General features: G+C 65.6%; 19 protein-coding genes. 12 read left to right on the plus strand and 7 right to left on the minus strand.

The genetic code is table 11. The features are described 5' to 3' along the window. Window positions 1-35: 35 nt before the first annotated feature. Window positions 36-902, plus strand: coding sequence for an acyl-CoA thioesterase II (tesB, locus tag G572_RS0108190; protein ID WP_029058046.1), 867 nt, complete (start codon window positions 36-38; stop codon window positions 900-902). 6 nt (window positions 903-908) lie between these two features. On the opposite strand, the gene G572_RS0108195 is transcribed toward tesB, so the two are convergent. Next, window positions 909-2,108, minus strand: a complete 1,200-nt coding sequence (locus G572_RS0108195; RefSeq protein ID WP_051242101.1) for a CobW family GTP-binding protein — start codon at window positions 2,106-2,108, stop codon at window positions 909-911. A gap of 124 nt (window positions 2,109-2,232) precedes the next feature. Further along, window positions 2,233-3,549 carry a D-alanyl-D-alanine carboxypeptidase family protein gene (locus G572_RS0108200; protein WP_051242016.1) on the minus strand — a complete coding sequence of 439 codons (1,317 nt, stop codon included), beginning with the start codon at window positions 3,547-3,549 and terminating at the stop codon, window positions 2,233-2,235. Between the two features lie 430 nt (window positions 3,550-3,979). On the opposite strand from G572_RS0108200, the gene G572_RS0108205 reads away from it, so the two are divergent. The 11 genes from G572_RS0108205 (at window position 3,980) to acs (ending at window position 12,897) form a co-directional block, all read left to right on the plus strand. Beyond that, window positions 3,980-4,831 (plus strand): urease accessory protein UreD, encoded by an 852-nt coding sequence (locus tag G572_RS0108205; RefSeq protein WP_051242018.1) that lies wholly within the window; start codon window positions 3,980-3,982, stop codon window positions 4,829-4,831. Window positions 4,832-4,892: 61 nt separating this feature from the next. Beyond that, window positions 4,893-5,195 carry an urease subunit gamma gene (locus G572_RS0108210; RefSeq protein ID WP_029058050.1) on the plus strand — a complete coding sequence of 101 codons (303 nt, stop codon included), beginning with the start codon at window positions 4,893-4,895 and terminating at the stop codon, window positions 5,193-5,195. Window positions 5,196-5,205: 10 nt separating this feature from the next. Then, window positions 5,206-5,511: an urease subunit beta gene (locus G572_RS0108215; RefSeq protein WP_029058051.1), complete on the plus strand. Its 306-nt coding sequence runs from the start codon at window positions 5,206-5,208 to the stop codon at window positions 5,509-5,511. After that, window positions 5,508-5,933 carry a lysozyme inhibitor LprI family protein gene (locus tag G572_RS0108220; protein ID WP_029058052.1) on the plus strand — a complete coding sequence of 142 codons (426 nt, stop codon included), beginning with the start codon at window positions 5,508-5,510 and terminating at the stop codon, window positions 5,931-5,933. Before G572_RS0108215 ends, G572_RS0108220 begins: the two co-directional genes overlap by 4 nt. Window positions 5,934-5,972: 39 nt before the next feature. Beyond that, window positions 5,973-7,685, plus strand: coding sequence for an urease subunit alpha (gene ureC, locus G572_RS0108225; protein ID WP_029058053.1), 1,713 nt, complete (start codon window positions 5,973-5,975; stop codon window positions 7,683-7,685). A gap of 39 nt (window positions 7,686-7,724) precedes the next feature. Beyond that, window positions 7,725-8,333, plus strand: a complete 609-nt coding sequence (locus G572_RS0108230) for a glutathione S-transferase family protein (RefSeq protein ID WP_029058054.1) — start codon at window positions 7,725-7,727, stop codon at window positions 8,331-8,333. Beyond that, window positions 8,330-8,845, plus strand: a complete 516-nt coding sequence (locus G572_RS0108235) for an urease accessory protein UreE (RefSeq protein ID WP_029058055.1) — start codon at window positions 8,330-8,332, stop codon at window positions 8,843-8,845. Before G572_RS0108230 ends, G572_RS0108235 begins: the two co-directional genes overlap by 4 nt. Then, complete coding sequence (locus G572_RS0108240; RefSeq protein WP_245566182.1) at window positions 8,787-9,566, plus strand: urease accessory protein UreF; 780 nt, start codon at window positions 8,787-8,789, stop codon at window positions 9,564-9,566. The genes G572_RS0108235 and G572_RS0108240 overlap by 59 nt, the downstream gene beginning before the upstream one ends. Window positions 9,567-9,622: 56 nt before the next feature. Beyond that, window positions 9,623-10,255 (plus strand): urease accessory protein UreG, encoded by a 633-nt coding sequence (ureG, locus tag G572_RS0108245; RefSeq protein WP_029058057.1) that lies wholly within the window; start codon window positions 9,623-9,625, stop codon window positions 10,253-10,255. 132 nt (window positions 10,256-10,387) lie between these two features. After that, window positions 10,388-10,786 (plus strand): DUF1761 domain-containing protein, encoded by a 399-nt coding sequence (locus G572_RS0108250; protein ID WP_029058058.1) that lies wholly within the window; start codon window positions 10,388-10,390, stop codon window positions 10,784-10,786. Window positions 10,787-10,956: 170 nt separating this feature from the next. Further along, complete coding sequence (gene acs, locus G572_RS0108255; RefSeq protein ID WP_029058059.1) at window positions 10,957-12,897, plus strand: acetate--CoA ligase; 1,941 nt, start codon at window positions 10,957-10,959, stop codon at window positions 12,895-12,897. A 94-nt stretch (window positions 12,898-12,991) separates the two neighbouring features. Here the strand turns inward: acs and G572_RS0108260 are convergent, their stop codons facing one another. From G572_RS0108260 to G572_RS0108280, 5 genes are all read right to left on the minus strand, one after another. Next, on the minus strand, window positions 12,992-14,377 hold the full coding sequence (locus G572_RS0108260; protein WP_029058060.1) for a TadE/TadG family type IV pilus assembly protein: 1,386 nt from the start codon (window positions 14,375-14,377) through the stop codon (window positions 12,992-12,994). A gap of 161 nt (window positions 14,378-14,538) precedes the next feature. Beyond that, complete coding sequence (locus G572_RS0108265; RefSeq protein ID WP_029058061.1) at window positions 14,539-15,096, minus strand: HNH endonuclease; 558 nt, start codon at window positions 15,094-15,096, stop codon at window positions 14,539-14,541. 144 nt (window positions 15,097-15,240) lie between these two features. After that, window positions 15,241-16,653, minus strand: coding sequence for a 3-isopropylmalate dehydratase large subunit (gene leuC, locus G572_RS0108270; RefSeq protein WP_029058062.1), 1,413 nt, complete (start codon window positions 16,651-16,653; stop codon window positions 15,241-15,243). 64 nt (window positions 16,654-16,717) lie between these two features. Then, complete coding sequence (locus tag G572_RS26210) at window positions 16,718-16,861, minus strand: hypothetical protein (RefSeq protein ID WP_156884522.1); 144 nt, start codon at window positions 16,859-16,861, stop codon at window positions 16,718-16,720. Window positions 16,862-17,030: 169 nt separating this feature from the next. Continuing rightward, window positions 17,031-18,095, minus strand: coding sequence for a DUF2336 domain-containing protein (locus G572_RS0108280; RefSeq protein WP_029058063.1), 1,065 nt, complete (start codon window positions 18,093-18,095; stop codon window positions 17,031-17,033). Window positions 18,096-18,107: the final 12 nt, after the last annotated feature.

An 18,107-nucleotide genomic window follows, 5' to 3' on the forward strand; every position in this document is an offset into this window, starting at 1 on the left:
GTCTGCCACAGAACTTGCGAAAAGGTATTTCCCGCATGCGCTCAGCCGTCGACGACCTCCTTTCGATACTCGATTTGGAGCCGCTGGAACACAATCTCTTCCGCGGCATGAGCCCGCAGGTGGGCTGGCAAAGGGTTTTCGGCGGTCAGGTGATCGGCCAATCGCTGGTCGCCGCCTCCCGCACCGTACCCGAAGAGCGCGGCGTTCATTCGCTGCACGCCTACTTCCTGCGTCCCGGCGACCCGTCGGTTCCCATCATCTACGAGGTCGACCGGATCCGCGACGGCGGCAGCTTTACCACCCGTCGCGTCGTGGCGATCCAGCATGGACATGCGATCTTTTCCATGTCCGCCTCCTTCCAGAAGCACGAGGAGGGACTGGAACACCAGATGACCATGCCCGAGGTCACCGCGCCGGAGGAGCTGCCGAGCGAGGCGGAGTTGAAGGAAAAATTCCTGGCGCATGCGCCGGAACCCGTTCGCCGCTACTGGGAGCGCGACCGGCCGATCGAGCTGAGGCCCGTTGACCTGACCCACTACTTCAGCCGCAAGAAGCTGACGCCGGCGCAAGATGTCTGGGTGCGCGCAAGCGCCTCGCTCCCAGACGACCCGCGCATTCATTCCTGCGTGCTGGCCTATGCCTCCGACATGACGCTGCTCGACACGGCGCTCTTCGCCCATGGCACCAGCGTCTTCGACCCCAGGCTCCAGGTGGCGAGCCTCGATCATGCGATGTGGTTTCACCGCCCTTTTCGCGCCGACGAATGGCTGCTGTATTCCGAAGACAGTCCCTCGGCGTCGGGCGGGCGCGGCTTCACGCGCGGCGCGCTTTACGACCGCGCCGGCCATCTGGTCGCCTCGGTCGCGCAGGAAGGCCTGATCCGCATGCGCAAGCAAAGCTGAGCCGCGTCAGGAGAACCGGCCGCTGAAGCCGGTGATCGCCAGCGGATTGTCGGAGATGGCGGCCTTGTCCGGCGTATCGCTGGAAACGCCGCCGGTGAAGGCGTCGAACATGCGCTGCACGAAGCCTTCCGGCAGATCGCGGGTGATGAAGACCAGCCGCGTACGGTGATCGTCGTCCGGCCATTTCGGCAAGGTCGCGGGCGGATGAAACACATGCTGCACCCCGTGCAGCACCACCGGCCGGTCCGGGTCCTCGGCGATTTTCACGATGCCCTTCATGCGCAGGAGCTTCGGCCCATGCGCGGAGCGCAGAAGATCGAGGAACATGTCGAGGCCGCCCGCGGAAATCGCACGCTCGCTCGTCAGCGAAAAGGCGCGGATGCCGTCGCCATGCCGGTTCACGTCATGTGCGTGATCGTGATGCGCATGAGCGTGATCATGACTTTGGCCGTGGTCGTGCGAATGGTCATGGCCGTGATCGCCGCCATAGGCTTCCGCGTTGAGCCAGCGCGCCACATCGGCGGTCTTGGTCGCCGGGTCGTAGAGCCCGGTGGCGATCAGATGCGCCGCGTCCGCCTCGCCGTTGGCCGCGATGAGGACGGGGGCGGCCGGATTGAGCGCCGCGATGCGCCGGCGTAGCGACGACGCCGGGTCCAGGGCATCGGCACCGTCATCCAGATCGGTCTTGGTCAGCACGATGCGGTCGGCGACGGCGATCTGCTTTACCGCCTCGTCCTGCGCATCTAGCGTTCCAAGCCCGTTGACCGCATCGACCAGCGTCACCACGCCGTCGAGCTGATAGCGCATCACCAGATAGGGATGCTGCATCACCGTGTGCAGCACGGGCGCGGGATCCGCGAGACCCGTGGTTTCGATAACGACCCGCGACAGGCGCTCGGTCCGGCCGTTGTCGAGCCGGCGCAAGAGGTTTTCCAGCGTTGTCACCAGATCGCCGCGAATGGTGCAGCACAGGCACCCCGACGACAGTTCGATGATGCCTTCCTCGCCGCCCTCGACGAAGAGATGATCGAGCCCGACCTCGCCGAACTCATTGATGATCACCGCCGCATCCGACAGCGCCGGATCGCCCAGAAGCCGGTTGAGCAGCGTCGTCTTGCCGGCTCCGAGAAACCCGGTGATCACGGTGAGCGGGATCGGCGGCTTGGGCCCGCGCGCGGGCTTTTGCAAAGACGATGGCTGCGTCACGGGACACCCTTTGTGGGACAGCACAGCGCGGGCGCTGCGGGAAAGCGAATGAAACCGGCGTCGATACGACATGCCCGATGCGCTGCCGTCGATCAATCTTTCGGCAGGTAAATTCGGCCCGGAGCTACGGACGCGGGTTTTGCAGCGGGATCGGTGCGATGAGCAGCGGCTCGCCGCGGAAGATCGCTCCCGGTTTCGCCGGCTGTTGCGCGACCGACGCCGCCACGGCCGGCACCCTTGCAAGATCCGCGGCAACGGCCAGAGGCTTGGCCAACGGCTTGGGCGTGCCAGGAACGAGAACAGGCTCGCCCGCGACGATGCGCGGCGCGACGGCCGTGCGCGGCGCGGCGGTGGAGACCGGAACAGCCTCATAGGCGCGGCGGCGCGGCCCGATCACCGTGTCCATCACCTTGGCCCAGTCGGTCTTGCCATCGGCGCGCTTGGGGACAGTCGACGATCCGACCTGACCGCTCGGACTCGGGGCGGGTGCGGCAACGATGCTGCGGCGGATGCCGCCGCCGTTGAGATCGCCGCGCGCGAAAGACAGGACCGAGGGCGAACGGGTTTTCCTGGCGAAGGCCGCCATCAGCTCCTCCGCCTTGGGGCGGGAATTGCGCTTGCAGTAGCCGTCCGCCGGCGGCTTGCCGGAGACGCCCGAAAGCTGGTCGACCGACCGGCCGCCGCGATCCTTGAAACCGGCGTCGATCAGCGCGCGCGCCTTGGCCGCCCGCTCCACGCCCGAGGCCGCCCCCAGGATCACCGCCATCACCGTGCGTCCGCCACGGGTCGCGGAAACGACGACATTCAGGCCGGAATTGCAGATGTAACCGGTCTTCATCCCGTTGGCGCCCTGTACCCGCAACAGGAACTCGCGGTTCGCCGAACGCAGCGTCTTCTTGCCGACGCGGATCCCGGCAAAATTGAAATAGGCGCGATGCTCGGGAAACTCGCGCCATACCGCTCGCGCCAGAACCGCCAGATCGCGCGCGGACGACACCTGCCGGTTGTCGGGCAGCCCATGCGGATTGACGAAACGCGTCGCGCTCATGCCGAGGCGCCGGGCTTCCGCATTCATCAGGCCGATGAAGGCCGGCTCCGAACCGCCGATCGCCTCGGCCACCGCGACGGCGACGTCATTCGCGGATTTTACGATGACCATCTTCAGCGCGCTCTCCAGCGAGATCCGCGTGCCCGGCTTGAACCCCATCTTGCTGGGCGGTTCGGCATGGGCATTGGCACTGATCGTCACGGCTGACTGAAGGGTCGCCCGGCCTTCCCGGATCGCCTTGAAGGTCACATAAGCGGTCATCAGCTTGGTGATGGAGGCCGGGTACCACTGGCGCAGGGCCTGCTTCTGGTCGAGCACGGCGCCGCTGTCCATGTCGACGACAATCCAGGCGCCGATATCGGCGCGCGCCGGAATCGCGGGAAGTGCGAGCATCGCAAGCGCCGCACACAATACGAAATTCCGCACCGGCCGGAGCGGCGCGAGGAGCGCTGCAGGAACTGATCGCAACATGCCGTGCCTTCCGTCTTCGATAGGCCGTCTTACCGTTCAAGGACCGTATCTAACCGAATCAGCAGCCCGAATGCAAAAAACACCTCGCGGAACGGCAGGTGCACACGGCGAAAGTGGCCGCGGATAAGGCAATTGCCCAAAATTGCGGCATTCGCGAGGCGCGCGCGCCGTCGCCCGCCGTGAGGACAAAGCCGGCCAGCCCGCCGACGCCCTCGCGGAATGCACGGCTTGCTGCACGGCGTCCGCCGATTGGCCCCTGTCTTGCAATGACTTGAGGAAAACGGAACCAGGACGACACGGCCACATGTCTCACGTTTCCAGAACACTCCAGAATGCGAGCGGATTCCCATCGATGACGATAGACCCCGCCTTCTCCACCAGTCCGAATCCTCTCGGCCTGCAACGGGTCACGGGCCGTGCCCGGATCCGGTTCCAGAAGACAGGCGATACGGTGCGGCTGCGCGATCTCGACCAGAGCGGCTCGGCCAAGGTGCGCCTCCCCAAGACCCACGGCGACGCACCGGTGGCCGTTTTCCTCAACACCGCGGGCGGTCTCACCGGCGGCGACCGGCTGGAGTATGAGGCGGAAGTCGGTGAAGACGCCCAGGCCGTGATCACCACGCAGGCGGCGGAGCGCATCTACCGCAGCCAGGACGGGCCGGCGGAGGTGCAGGGCACGGTCAGGGTGGACGCCGGCGGCCTGGTCGAATGGCTGCCGCAGGAAACGATCCTCTTCGACAAGGCGGCCCTGACCCGTGCGCTCGCCGTCGATCTGGAAGGCGACGCCCGTCTTCTGGCGGTGGAAAGCGTCGTGCTCGGCCGCGAGGCCATGGGCGAGGATGTCCACGCCGTCTCCTTTCGCGACCGCTGGCGCATTCGCCGCAACGGGCAGCTCGTCTTCGCCGACGAGGCGCGTATCAGCGGCGATGCGACGGATATTCTTGCAGGCTCCGCGACGGCTGCAGGCGGGCGGGCGTTCGCGACGCTGGTCGACTGTCGCGAGAACGCGCAAGCCGACATCGAACGCGCGCGGGACGCGGTCGCCGGCATTCGCCGCGACGGTCTGAACGCCGGCGTCAGCGCTCGTACCGGCTTGCTCATCTTCCGCTTCGTCGCGGAAAACGGGCAAATCCTGCGCAGCGGGCTGATGGCGCTGCTCGAGGTCTGGCGGGACACGCGGCTGCCACGCACATGGTATTGCTAGATATCGCAGGACGAGCCGTTTCGTCGGCTTCACGACAGGACAAGGGGTTGGGGACCGCCAGATGAAACTGACACCGCGGGAAAAGGACAAGCTGCTCGTGGCGATGGCCGCCGAGGTCGCGCGCAAGCGGCTTGAACGGGGCGTCAAGCTCAACCACCCCGAGGCCATCGCCCTGATCACCGACTTCGTCGTCGAGGGCGCGCGCGACGGGCGCAGCGTCGCGGAAATGATGAGCGCGGGCGCGACGGTACTCACCCGCGACCAGGTAATGGACGGCGTCGCGGAGATGATCCACGATGTGCAGGTCGAGGCGACCTTTCCCGACGGCACCAAGCTCGTCACCGTTCACCAACCGATCCGTTGAGGACGCCGCCATGATCCCTGGAGAAGTCTTTCCCGCCGACGGCGAGATCGAATTGAACGCCGGACGGCCCACGCTCGAGATCGACGTCGCCAACACCGGCGACCGGCCGGTGCAGGTCGGCTCGCACTATCATTTCGCCGAAACCAATCCGGCGCTCGCCTTCGACCGGGCGGCCGCACACGGGCTCAGACTGGACATTCCCGCCGGGACCGCGATCCGCTTCGAGCCGGGCCAGACACGCCCGGTCATTCTTGTTCCCTTCGCCGGAGACCGAACCGTCTACGGCTTCAATGCAAAGGTTATGGGACCGCTATGATGCAGACATTCATTCGATTGCCGCTGGTCGCTCTTGGCCTTGGGCTGTTCGCCTCCTCCACCGCGCAGGCCCAGGAGGTGGATTGCTCCGATCCGGTCACGCAGATGGAAATGACCTATTGCGCGGAACAGGACTGGCAGGCGGCCGACAAGGAGCTGAACGCGGCCTACGGCCGGGCCATGGCGTCGATGAAGCGCATGGACGCGGATCTCGCCGACAGTCCGGCCCTCGCGGGCGCTGCAGAGGCCCTGCGCGAGGCCCAGCGCGCCTGGATCCCCTATCGCGACGCCGCCTGCGCCGCCTATGGCTTCCAGGCCCGTGGCGGCACGATGGAGCCCATGCTGATCTACCAGTGCCGCGCCGATCTCACCGGTCAACGCACCCGCGAACTCGATGACCTCGCCGGCGGTCTCGGCAACTGAGCATCGCCGAGACAAGCGCCGCACCGTCTGGAGACCCCGATGCCCCATAAATTGTCGCGCGCCGCCTATGCCGACATGTTCGGCCCCACCACCGGCGACCGGATCCGTCTCGCCGACACCGACCTGTTCATCGAGGTGGAGAAGGACTTCACCGTCTATGGCGACGAGGTGAAGTTCGGCGGCGGCAAGGTGATCCGCGACGGCATGGGCCAGTCGCAGCGCACCCGCGCGCAAGGCGCCGTCGACACGGTGATCACCAATGCGCTGATCGTCGACCACAGCGGCATCTACAAGGCGGACATCGGGTTGAAGAACGGCCGCATCGCCGCCATCGGCAAGGCCGGCAATCCGGACGTCCAGCCGGGCGTCGACATCGTCATCGGCCCGGGCACGGAGGCAATCGCCGCAGAGGGCAAGATCGTCACCGCGGGCGCGCTCGACGTGCACATCCATTTCATCTGCCCGCAGCAGATCGACGAGGCGCTCACCTCCGGCGTGACAACGATGCTCGGCGGCGGCACGGGGCCGGCGACCGGCACCAACGCCACCACCTGCACGCCCGGCCCCTGGCACATCGAGCGCATGCTGCAGGCGGCCGAGGCCTTTCCGATGAACCTCGCCTTCGCCGGCAAGGGCAATGCGGCCCTTCCCGCAGCCCTTGAGGAACAGGTGCTCGCCGGCGCCTGCGCACTGAAGCTGCATGAGGACTGGGGCACGACGCCGGCGGCCATCGACTGCTGCCTCTCCGTCGCCGATGCCTATGACATCCAGGTGATGATCCACACCGACACGCTGAACGAATCCGGCTTCGTGGAAAACACCACGGCCGCCTTCAAGGGCCGCACCATTCACGCCTTCCACACCGAAGGCGCGGGCGGCGGGCATGCGCCAGACATCATCAAGCTGTGTGGCGAGGCGAACGTCATTCCCTCCTCCACCAATCCGACGCGGCCCTATACGGTCAACACCATCGACGAGCATCTCGACATGCTGATGGTGTGCCACCACCTCGACAGCTCCATTCCCGAAGACGTCGCCTTCGCCGAAAGCCGCATCCGGCGTGAGACCATCGCCGCCGAGGACATCCTCCACGACATGGGCGCCTTCTCGATCATCGCCTCCGACAGCCAGGCGATGGGTCGGGTCGGCGAGGTGATCATCCGCACCTTCCAGACCGCGCACAAGATGAAGGTCCAGCGCGGACGGCTTGCCGGCGAAGCGGGTGCGAACGACAATCTGCGGGTGCGCCGCTACATCTCGAAGGTGACGATCAATCCGGCGATCGCCCATGGCCTGGCCGACCATGTCGGCTCGGTGGAAGTCGGCAAGCTCGCCGACCTGGTGCTCTGGGATCCGGCCTTTTTCGGCGTCAAACCGGATCTTGTGCTGAAACTCGGAACCATCGCCACCGCTCCCATGGGCGATCCCAATGCCTCGATCCCCACGCCCCAGCCGGTGCACTATCGCCCGATGTTCGGCGCCTTCGGACGCGCCATGACCGCCTCTTCGGTCACCTTCGTGTCGCAGGCGGCCCATGACGCCGGCATCAAGGACCGGCTCGGACTCGACCGGATGGTCTTGCCGGTCGCCAACACGCGGGGCGGCATCTCCAAGGGCGCGATGGTGCTGAACGATGCCGTGCCGGAAATCGAGGTCGACCCTGAAACCTACGAGGTGCGCGCGGATGGCGAACTCCTCACCTGCGAGCCGGCGGAGGTGCTTCCCATGGCCCAGCGCTATTTCCTGTTTTAAGGTCCGCGAGACACAACCGGGGATCGGGAGACACAACATATGTACACGGTGATCGGCTTTCCGCGCACACGCGCGATGCGCGTGATGTGGACGCTCGAGGAGCTTGGCCAGGGGTATGACCTGGTGCCGGCCATGCCGCAGAGCGACGAGGTGCGGGCACTCAATCCGCTTGGCAAGGTGCCGGTCCTGAAGGACGACGCGCATGTGCTGACCGATTCCGTCGCGATCTGCCAGTATCTCGCCGACAAGCATGGCGCGTTGACCTTTGCCGCGGGCACGCCGGAACGCGCGCATCAGGATGCGGCCACGCAGTTTACCGTCGACGAGGTGGAAGGCGCGCTTTGGACGGCGGCGAAGAACAGCTTCATCCATCCGGAAGAGCTGCGCGTGCCGGAGATCAAGCGCGTCTGCGCGGCGGAATTCGCAACCGCGATGCAGCGGCTCGAGGTCATGATCGGCGACGGCCCCTATGTGATGGGCGAGACGTTCACGGTGCCCGACATCCTGCTCGGCCATGCCGCCGGCTGGGCGCGGGCGGCGAAATTCGACGTGCCGGAGACCGGCCCCGTCGCCGATTACTTCGCCCGCGTCACGACGCGTCCCGCCTTCAAGGCGGCACTCCTGCGCGGCAAGGACGCCGACGCATGATCCGTGTCGCCGAAATCCTGCCGGCCGGAAGCTGGGAGGGCGCACCCGACGACAGCGTGGTGCTCGACCGGGAAGACCGCCACCGGCGCCGTGCGGTGCTCGATGGCGCACGCGGAACGCAGGTGCTTCTCGACCTGCCGAAGGCTGTCCAGCTGCGCCATGGCGACGGCTTGAAACTTGAGGACGGGCGCCTCGTCGCGATCCTCGCCGCCGCCGAGGAGCTGGTGGAGATCGAGGCCGACGGGTTCGACGCGCTTCTCAGGATCGCCTGGCATCTCGGCAACCGCCACCTGCCGACGCAGCTCGTCCCCGGCGCATTGCGCATTCGCCGCGATCACGTCATCGAGGACATGGTGACCCGCCTCGGCGGGCGCATGAGCGTGATGACCGCGCCCTTCGATCCGGAAGGCGGCGCCTATGGTCACGGCACGGTGCAGGGTCACGACCATCCTCATGACCACGGACACGGGCATGACCACGCGCATGGGCAGCCCCATTCCCATGACCACTAACGTCGCCCTGTCCCCGCAAGCGCTGCATGCGTTGCTCGCCTGGATGTCGCCGGCCTTTCCCGTCGGCGCCTATACCTACAGCCACGGGCTGGAATGGGCGGTGGAGGAGGGCACGGTGCATGACGCGGCGAGCCTTGAAGCCTGGCTCGGCGATGTCCTGCACCATGGCGCGGGGCGCTCGGATGCCATCCTGTTGGCGCGCGCTATGGACGCGGCGACGGCCGGCGATGCATCCGCCTTTCGCGATCTGCTCGAGCTGTCGCTTGCGCTGCAGCCCTCCGCCGAGCGCTTCCTGGAGGCCAGCGCCCAGGGCGGCGCCTTCATCGCCGCCGTGCGCGATGCCTGGCCGGCCCCACAAGACTGCCCGGCTGCGGCCCTCTTCGACCAGCTGACAGCCGGGTCCGAGGCAATCGCGCGCGGCGGCTGGAGCTATCCGCTCGCCGTGGCGCTCGCCGCCAGCGCCCATGCGATGCCGGCCGCACCGGTCGCCGGCGCCTATCTGCATGCCCTCGCCGCCAATCTGGTCTCGGCGGCGGTGCGCGCGGTGCCGCTCGGCCAGACCGACGGCCAGCGCGTGATCCATGCGCTCGGTCCCGCGATCGCGGCCCTTGCCGACGAGGCACTCGACAGCGGCCTCGACGACATCGGCGGCTGCGCCTTTCTCGTCGACATCGCCTCGATGAACCACGAAACCCAGTACACGCGGCTGTTTCGCTCGTGACGTCACGCAGAAACGGCCTGCCTTCCCTCATCGGACACAACGCGGAGACCGGATAGATGGCATCCCTGAACGGCCCCTTGCGCGTCGGCATCGGCGGCCCCGTCGGCTCGGGCAAGACGGCGCTGATGGACGCGCTTTGCAAGAAGCTGCGCGATACCTTCGAGATCGCGGCGATCACCAACGACATCTACACCAAGGAAGACGCGGAGTTCCTGACCCGCTCGGGCGCGCTGGACGCCGCGCGCATTCGCGGCGTGGAGACCGGCGGCTGCCCGCACACCGCGATCCGCGAGGACGCCTCGATCAATCTCGCCGCCGTCGCCGACCTGGAAGCCGCCTTCCCCGCCCTCGACCTGATCCTGATCGAATCCGGCGGCGACAATCTCGCCGCGACCTTCTCGCCGGAGCTTGCCGATCTCACGATCTACGTCATCGACGTCTCCGCCGGCGACAAGATCCCGCGCAAAGGGGGGCCCGGCATCACCCGCTCCGATCTTTTGGTCATCAACAAGACCGACCTCGCGCCACTGGTCGGCGCCTCGCTGGACGTCATGGACCGCGATGCACGCATGATGCGCCGCGAGCGCCCCTTCGTCTTCACCAACGTGAAGACCGGCAGCGGCGTCGACGACGTCCTCGCCTTTCTGCTGAAGCGCGGGGGACTGCGGAAAACGGACCCCACCGGCTGAGCGCGCGCCGGCATGCCGGCGCACGGCGGCCTCGCCCACAGGGAAAAGGCGACTGACAATGACTGCGACCTTCCCCGGCGAACGGATTGCGCTATAGGTTTGCACGCAAACGGCCGACGGGAGACATGCGCGATGATGCTGGACGGGATCAATCTGCTTGCGGTGCTGGCGGCAGCCATCGCCTCCTTCGTCGCCGGCGCGGCCTGGTACGGCGCGCTCGGCACGCCATGGATGCGCGCGGCCGGACTGACCAAGGAACAGACCCGCCCCTCCGCGCTGCTCTTCGCCGGCACCTTCTTCTGCCAGCTGCTGATGGCCTTCGTCTTCGCCGGCCTTATCTATCACGCAGGTCCTGTGACGGTGTCCAACGGCCTGCTTTCGGCCGCCCTCGTCTGGGTCGGACTGATCGCCACCAGCCTGATCGTCAACCACCGGTATCAGGGGCGTCCCTGGTCTCTCACCCTGATCGACGGCGGCCACTGGCTGGCGGTTCTCCTCGTTCAGGGCGCGGTCATCGGCGCGGTCGGTTGATCGTCCTTCGGGGGGCTTTTCGGACCAAAGACTTATGGGATAATCCCAAGCCTACGAAAGAACGACGGCTGCCCAGTGGACGGCCCGGCCCCTCATCCCCATAATGCGCGGCATTCGCAAGCACCGCACCCGCGAACGTGCGGGGCACATGACATTTTGGGAGGGTCCGTATGTCCGAAAATCTCTATCCGGTTCCGGCGGACATCGCCGCCACGGCGCTTGTCGACAACGCCAGGTACCAGGAAATGTATGAGGCCTCGGTCGCCGACCCGGAAGCCTTCTGGGCCCAACACGGCAAGCGCATCGACTGGATCAAGCCCTATACCAAGGTCAAGAACACCTCCTTCGATCCGCACAACGTATCGATCAAATGGTTCGAGGACGGCACGCTCAACGTGTCCGCCAACTGCGTCGACCGTCATGTGGCGACGCGCGGCGACAAGCCGGCGATCATCTGGGAAGGCGACGATCCGTCCGAACACAAGATCATCACCTACAAGGAACTGCACCACGAGGTGAACAAATTCGCCAACGTGCTGCATGCCATGGGCGTGAAGAAGGGCGACCGCGTCACCCTCTACCTGCCGATGATCCCGGAAGCGGCCTATGCGATGCTTGCCTGCGCCCGCGTCGGCGCGGTGCATTCCATCGTCTTCGGCGGCTTTTCGCCCGACAGCCTCGCCCAGCGCATCACCGGCTGCAAATCCAAGGTGGTAATCACCGCCGACGAGGGCCTGCGCGGCGGTCGCAAGGTTGCGCTCAAGGCCAATGTCGACAAGGCGGTCGAGGGTCTGGACGTCGACAAGGTCGTCGTCGTCAGGCGCACCGGCGGCGACGTCTCCATGAAGGACGGCCGCGACGTCTGGTATCACGAGGAAGCCGACCGCGTGTCGGACCATTGCGAACCGGTGGAAATGAACGCGGAAGATCCGCTGTTCATCCTCTACACCTCCGGCTCGACCGGTCAGCCCAAGGGCGTGCTGCACACCTCCGGCGGCTATCTCGCCTACGCCTCGATGACGCATGAGTATGTCTTCGACTGCAAGGACGACGACGTCTACTGGTGCACGGCTGATGTGGGCTGGGTGACCGGCCACTCCTATATCGTCTACGGACCGCTCGCCAATGGCGCCACCACGCTGATGTTCGAAGGCGTGCCGACCTATCCCTCGCCGGCCCGTTTCTGGGAGGTGGTCGACAAGCACAAGGTGTCGATCTTCTACACCGCGCCGACCGCGATCCGCTCGCTGATGGGAGCGGGTCCCGACCATGTCACCAAGACCTCGCGCAAGTCGCTGCGTATTCTGGGGTCCGTCGGCGAGCCGATCAATCCGGAAGCCTGGCAGTGGTACTACGATGTGGTGGGCGACGGTCGCTGCCCGATCGTCGACACCTGGTGGCAGACGGAAACCGGCGGCATCCTGATCACGCCGCTACCGGGCGCCACCGACCTCAAGCCCGGTTCCGCGACCCGGCCCTTCTTCGGCGTCCAGCCGGCGCTGGTCGACGCGGAAGGCAAGATCCTGGAGGGCGCCACGGAAGGCAATCTCGTGCTGCTCGACAGCTGGCCGGGCCAGATGCGCACGGTCTACGGCGACCACGAGCGCTTCGTGCAGACCTATTTCTCTGCCTACAAGGGGATGTATTTCACCGGTGACGGCTGCCGCCGCGACGCCGACGGCTACTACTGGATCACCGGCCGCGTCGACGACGTCATCAACGTCTCGGGCCACCGCATGGGCACGGCGGAAGTGGAATCCGCGCTCGTCGCCCATCCCAAGGTCTCCGAGGCCGCCGTGGTCGGCTATCCGCACGATCTCAAGGGGCAGGGCATCTACGTCTATGTGACGCTGATGGCCGGCGAGGAGCCGAGCGCCGAACTGGCCAAGGAGCTGCGGACCTGGGTGCGCAATGAAATCGGCCCGATCGCCTCGCCGGACCTGATCCAGTTCGCGCCGGGCCTGCCCAAGACCCGCTCGGGCAAGATCATGCGCCGCATCCTGCGCAAGATCGCCGAGGACAGCTTCGAAAACCTGGGCGACACCTCGACGCTGGCCGATCCGGCCGTGGTCGACGACCTGATCGAAAACCGGCAGAACCGTCCGGCCTGACGCCGGCTGACGGACCACGTCGAAACGAACGACAAACGCCGGGACCGCAAGGCCCCGGCGTTCTGCAGTCTGGCGACCCGACGCAGCCGTCCGCTCAGCGCGCGAGATAGGTCGTCTTGATCTGGTTGGCGATGGCCGAAAAACGCTCGATCAGCTCGTCGTCGTCATCGGCGAGATAATAGTCCGACGGCGTCGAGGCACATTGTTCCATGACCTTCTTGGCATTCGAATTGCCGCCGATCTGAAACCCGACGGTGATGATCTTGATGCCGCTGTCCTTGACCTCCTTGCACAGCCGGATCGCGCGGTTGGTGGATTCCGGGGTGCTTCCTCGCATGAGCCAATCGTAATTCTTTCTCTTGAAGCGCAGCGGCGTGAAGTATGTGTTGAACGCTCCGTCGGTCATCAACAGCATGTATTTCAGCACACGCTCGTCGGAATAGGGCGCCGGTCGCGCACTCGCCGGCCACAGGCCGGACCAGTTGCTCGACAATGTGTACCAGCCCCAGGCGATGCCGGATTGTCCCACGGTCTGCCCGCTGGCCCGGAGCTTGTCGATCGTATTCAGGATGCTGCCGTTTTTCGCCTTGGATCCCGGGTCGAGCGAAAGCGGGACCAGTTCCGCATCCGGACAGATCATGCTGCGACGTTCCAGTATTTTCCGCTCGTCGAAATAGCTTCCCTTCTTGTAGCCGGCGCGCACCGACCCCGGTCCGACCACCGCCGTTGTATAGCTGTCATCCGTATAGGCCTGCGCGCCGGTGCGTTCCGAAACGCAATATTCGAACGACTTGCGCGACTTGTTCCATCCACCCGTCGCCTTGGTCGCCCGCGTCGTGCCGATATTCACCCCCGAGGCATAGGGAATGACGGCGATGCGGACCTTCTCGTTGTCATCGGCGGAATCGGGCGGCACCAGCGTGTTCACAAAGGCCTCGGCGGCATCGCGCAACGCGCGGATCTTCGAACCGGCCATCGATCCGGTCACATCGAGCACCAACGCGGCCTCGACGCTCTTGGGATAGATCGCCTGCGCGGCGACCGACACGTCGAGCTTTTCCGGTCCAAGCCCCCCCAGGCTGATGAAGAAGGTGGGAACGCTCGCGCTTGCCGCCACCGCAATCTGGCGGGTCTGCGTGTTGATCTGCGGCTCCTCGATCGTCACGGTCGCGCCGGCGACGCTGGAACCCTCGCCGTTGGCACCGAAATAGGCCGCGTAATTCTCGTCGAGGAACGACCGGATCTCGCCTTCCGACATGTTGCGGATCGACAGTTCGCGGGCCACCGCCAGCATCGCCGCGTCGAGGCCGCGCGACAGCGACTGGCGCTGGTTGACGGCCCGGGCAAAATCGATCCCCGCCCCGGCGGCCACGATCACGAACACCAGCACGATCGCAAAAAGCGGCAGGATCGCGCCCGCGCGGTCTTCGGCGAACGCGCACACACGCGCGATGTTCGCGTTGAACTTCCAGCCTGTCATCTCACGCACTCCAGCGGCGCCGTCGTCCGGCGTCCTTTTGCGGTGACAATGCGCGCGAAAAGACTTTGGCCTTGTTAACACCGCTGTACAGGCAGTGGGCATTTTGCCTGCAGAATTAACAAACCCTTAACCCGACTGGAGAAAGCCGGGCGGGTCGCCGGTCACGGTTCCAGTTCGGTGTCCCAGTAAAGAAAGTCGAGCCAGCTGTCGTGGAGGTAGTTCGGCGGAAACTGACGGCCGTTGTTGTGCAGGTCCTGCACGCTCGGCGCAAACGGCATGTGGAACGGCCACATGCCGATGTCCTTGCAGGACTTGTTGGCCTTGCGCAGATTGCAGGGCGAACAGGCCGTTATCACGTTCTGCCAGGTGGTCTGGCCGCCGCTGGAGCGGGGCACGAGATGGTCGAAGGTCAGTTCCTCGCGGGCGCCGCAATACTGGCACTGGAACCGGTCGCGCAGAAAAACATTGAAACGGGTAAAGGCGGGATAGCGGTTTGGCTTGATGTAGCTTTTCAGGGAAACAACGCTGGGAAGCCGGAATTCGCTGCTCGGACTTCGAACGGAAACATCATACTCGGAGACAATGTTCACCCGATCGAGAAACACGGCTTTCACCGCGTCCTGCCACCCCCAGAGCGACAGCGGATAATAGGCAAGTGGCCGGTAGTCCGCATTCAAAACAAGGGCCGGATGCGCCCCTGGAGAGATAGCGACATTCACACCTTCGCTCCTCGTGCCGTTCAGGAACGGGAACAGCGCCTCGGCGCGTCCCGATGCCGGCATAGTGTAGAGCGACAGTGACAGTCTTGTGAAGCGCATAACCACGCGCGACGTTGGGTCGCGCGTGGTTTTTTTGCCCTTGCGTCAGGCTTTCGGCCAGTCGCGGATGTCGACGAAGTGACCGGCGATGGCCGCAGCCGCCGCCATCGTCGGCGACACGAGGTGCGTGCGGCCCTTGAAGCCCTGACGGCCCTCGAAGTTGCGGTTCGAGGTGGAGGCACAGCGCTCGCCCGGCGCCAGCTTGTCGGCGTTCATGGCAAGACACATCGAACAGCCCGGTTCGCGCCATTCAAAGCCGGCGTCCTTGAAGATCGCATCAAGGCCTTCAGCCTCCGCCTGCGCCTTCACCAGACCGGATCCGGGAACCACCATCGCGCTGACGGTGTCCGCGACCTTGTGGCCGCGCACCACCTCGGCGGCGGCGCGCAGATCCTCGATGCGCCCGTTGGTGCAGGAACCGATGAACACACGGTCGAGCGTGATGTCCGTGATCGGCGTTCCCGCTTCCAGGCCCATGTACTGCAGCGCGCGTTTCTTGGAGGACTTGCGGTTCTCCTCCGCGATCTCTTCGGGGTCCGGCACGCTGCCGGTCACCGACACGACATCCTCGGGGCTGGACCCCCAGGTGACGATCGGCGGAAGGTTGGCCGCATCGAGACGGATTTCCTTGTCGAAATGCGCGCCCTCGTCGGTGAACAGCGTCTTCCAGTAGGCCACCGCCTGATCCCACGCGGCGCCCTTGGGCGCCTTGGGACGGTCCTTGATATAGGCGAAGGTCTTCTCGTCCGGCGCGATCAGGCCGGCGCGCGCGCCCGCCTCGATCGACATGTTGCAGACGGTCATGCGGCCCTCGATCGAAAGCGCGCGAATGGCATCGCCCGCGTATTCGATCACATGGCCTGTGCCGCCGGCGGTGCCGATCTCGCCGATGATGGCGAGAATGATATCCTTGGCCGTCACGCCGTCCGGCAATTCGCCGTCGACGGTGACCCGCATGTTCTTGGCTTTCTTCTGGATCAGCGTCTGGGTGGCGAGCACATGCTCGACCTCCGAAGTGCCGATGCCATGCGCCAGCGCGCCGAATGCGCCGTGGGTGGACGTATGACTGTCGCCGCACACGATGGTCATGCCGGGCAGGGTAAAGCCCTGCTCGGGGCCGACGATATGCACGATACCCTGACGGTTGTCCGTCTCGCTGTAATACTCGATGCCGAAAGCGCCGGCATTCTTGGCGAGCGTGTCGACCTGCAGCGCCGATTCCGGATCGTCGATGCCATGGCTGCGGTCCGTGGTCGGCACATTGTGGTCGACAACGGCCAGCGTCTTGCCGGGCTGGCGCACCTGGCGACCGGTCATGCGCAGCCCCTCGAAGGCCTGCGGACTGGTGACTTCGTGCACCAGGTGGCGGTCGATGTAGAGCAGGCTCGTACCGTCTTCCTGCGTGTCGACGAGGTGGTCGTCCCAGATCTTGTCGTAGAGGGTTCTCGACGTGCTCATCCGTCTCTCCTTGAAAAACTTGCGGGGGGCCGGCGCGTCGGCGCGCGGCGAACTCGGGGCCGTGTCAGCCCAGATCGTCCAGTCCGATGGCGGCGCTCAGCCGGGCATGGAAACGCGACGGCAGGCGCCGACGGTCGCACATGATGACGCGGCGCCAGGGCATCGTCCGCCCGGCGACTTCGTGTCCGCATGTATCGGCATTCGACATTCGAAAAAGGCCCTGCCGCTGAAAGATCCCTGATGCTCCGCCTTTCCCTCGAACCGCGGTCGTCTCGAGGCGGACAACGGGCGGTTCGCCAGACAAGGCGGCTCCGCGTCCTTCAATGGCGCAGAACCCCCGTTCGGGTCAAGGTCGGATCGTTCGCAAGGGCCGGCGTTCAGCGCATCTTCAGGAGGCGGACGGCGCGGCTTGCCTCCATCTGGCTGAGGGCGGAGAACTCCCGAACGGCGGCGTCCACGGTGTCATCGGCAAGCGACAGCGCCTGACGGCGCGCGGTGGCGACCAACCGAAATGTCGCCTCGCTCACGCCCAGCGCCCGGCCGAGAATGACGGCGGTGTCGACGGCGAGCGCATTGAAGGCCCCTTGCGCGATCGCTACCGGGATCTGAAGGATCTGGGCGGCGAGCCAGCCGAGATCGTCGATCCGCTTCTCACGGGCCAGATGCGTGACCGCCTCGTCCACCTGCATCTTGCCGGCGTTGATCTCGTCGAGCATCAGCTTGCGCGCCATGCGCGCGCGCCGGGCCACCCCTTTTTCGGCCATATAGGCCTGCTGGGCAATCTCGACGGCATGTTCCATTTCATCCGCCGGCAACTGCGTCACGAAATCGCCGAGCTTCTTGCGCAGGCCTTCGGTGAGGGCATTGCGGATCTTGCCGGCCATGCTTCCGTCGTCGCGCGAGCGTGCCAGGAGGTTCTGCTGGACGGTGGAGTCCTCGCCCCCGCGTTCAAGCAACACCTCGACGCCCTTTTGCGAAAAGGCAGCGCCCTCGTTTCCGGAAATTGCCTGGAGAACCTCGCGACCGCTCTTCTCGACGATCACCTCCGTCACCGCCTCAGACACGCTCTCGCGCTTGGCAATCGCCATGCGATAGGCGTCGTCGCGATTTTCCGCGATCTCGACGAGTTGCGCATCGGTGAGTTTCGTCGACTGTTCGAGCACCGGCCGGGCGACCGCGATGGACTCGTCGCTGGCCATCTTGAAGGCAAGGGCTTCCGGCGTTCGCTCCATCGGCGCCAGCTTCTGCGCCAATTCGGCGCGCACGGACTCCGTCAACTGGTCGAGGATACGTCCGACCACCTCGCAAAAAAGCGCGTTCTCGTCGTCGCTGGGCGTCTTTTGCACGGCGTCGAAGGCCTGGGTGATTGCCAGGACCAGACCGCGCCGATCGTCGGGAGTTGCGGCAAGGCTGAGAGCCTTGATACTTGCGAGGGTTTGCACAGTGGACCTCGT

Origin of the sequence: Stappia stellulata DSM 5886 (assembly GCF_000423705.1) — a bacterium.
Classification (GTDB): domain Bacteria; phylum Pseudomonadota; class Alphaproteobacteria; order Rhizobiales; family Stappiaceae; genus Stappia; species Stappia stellulata.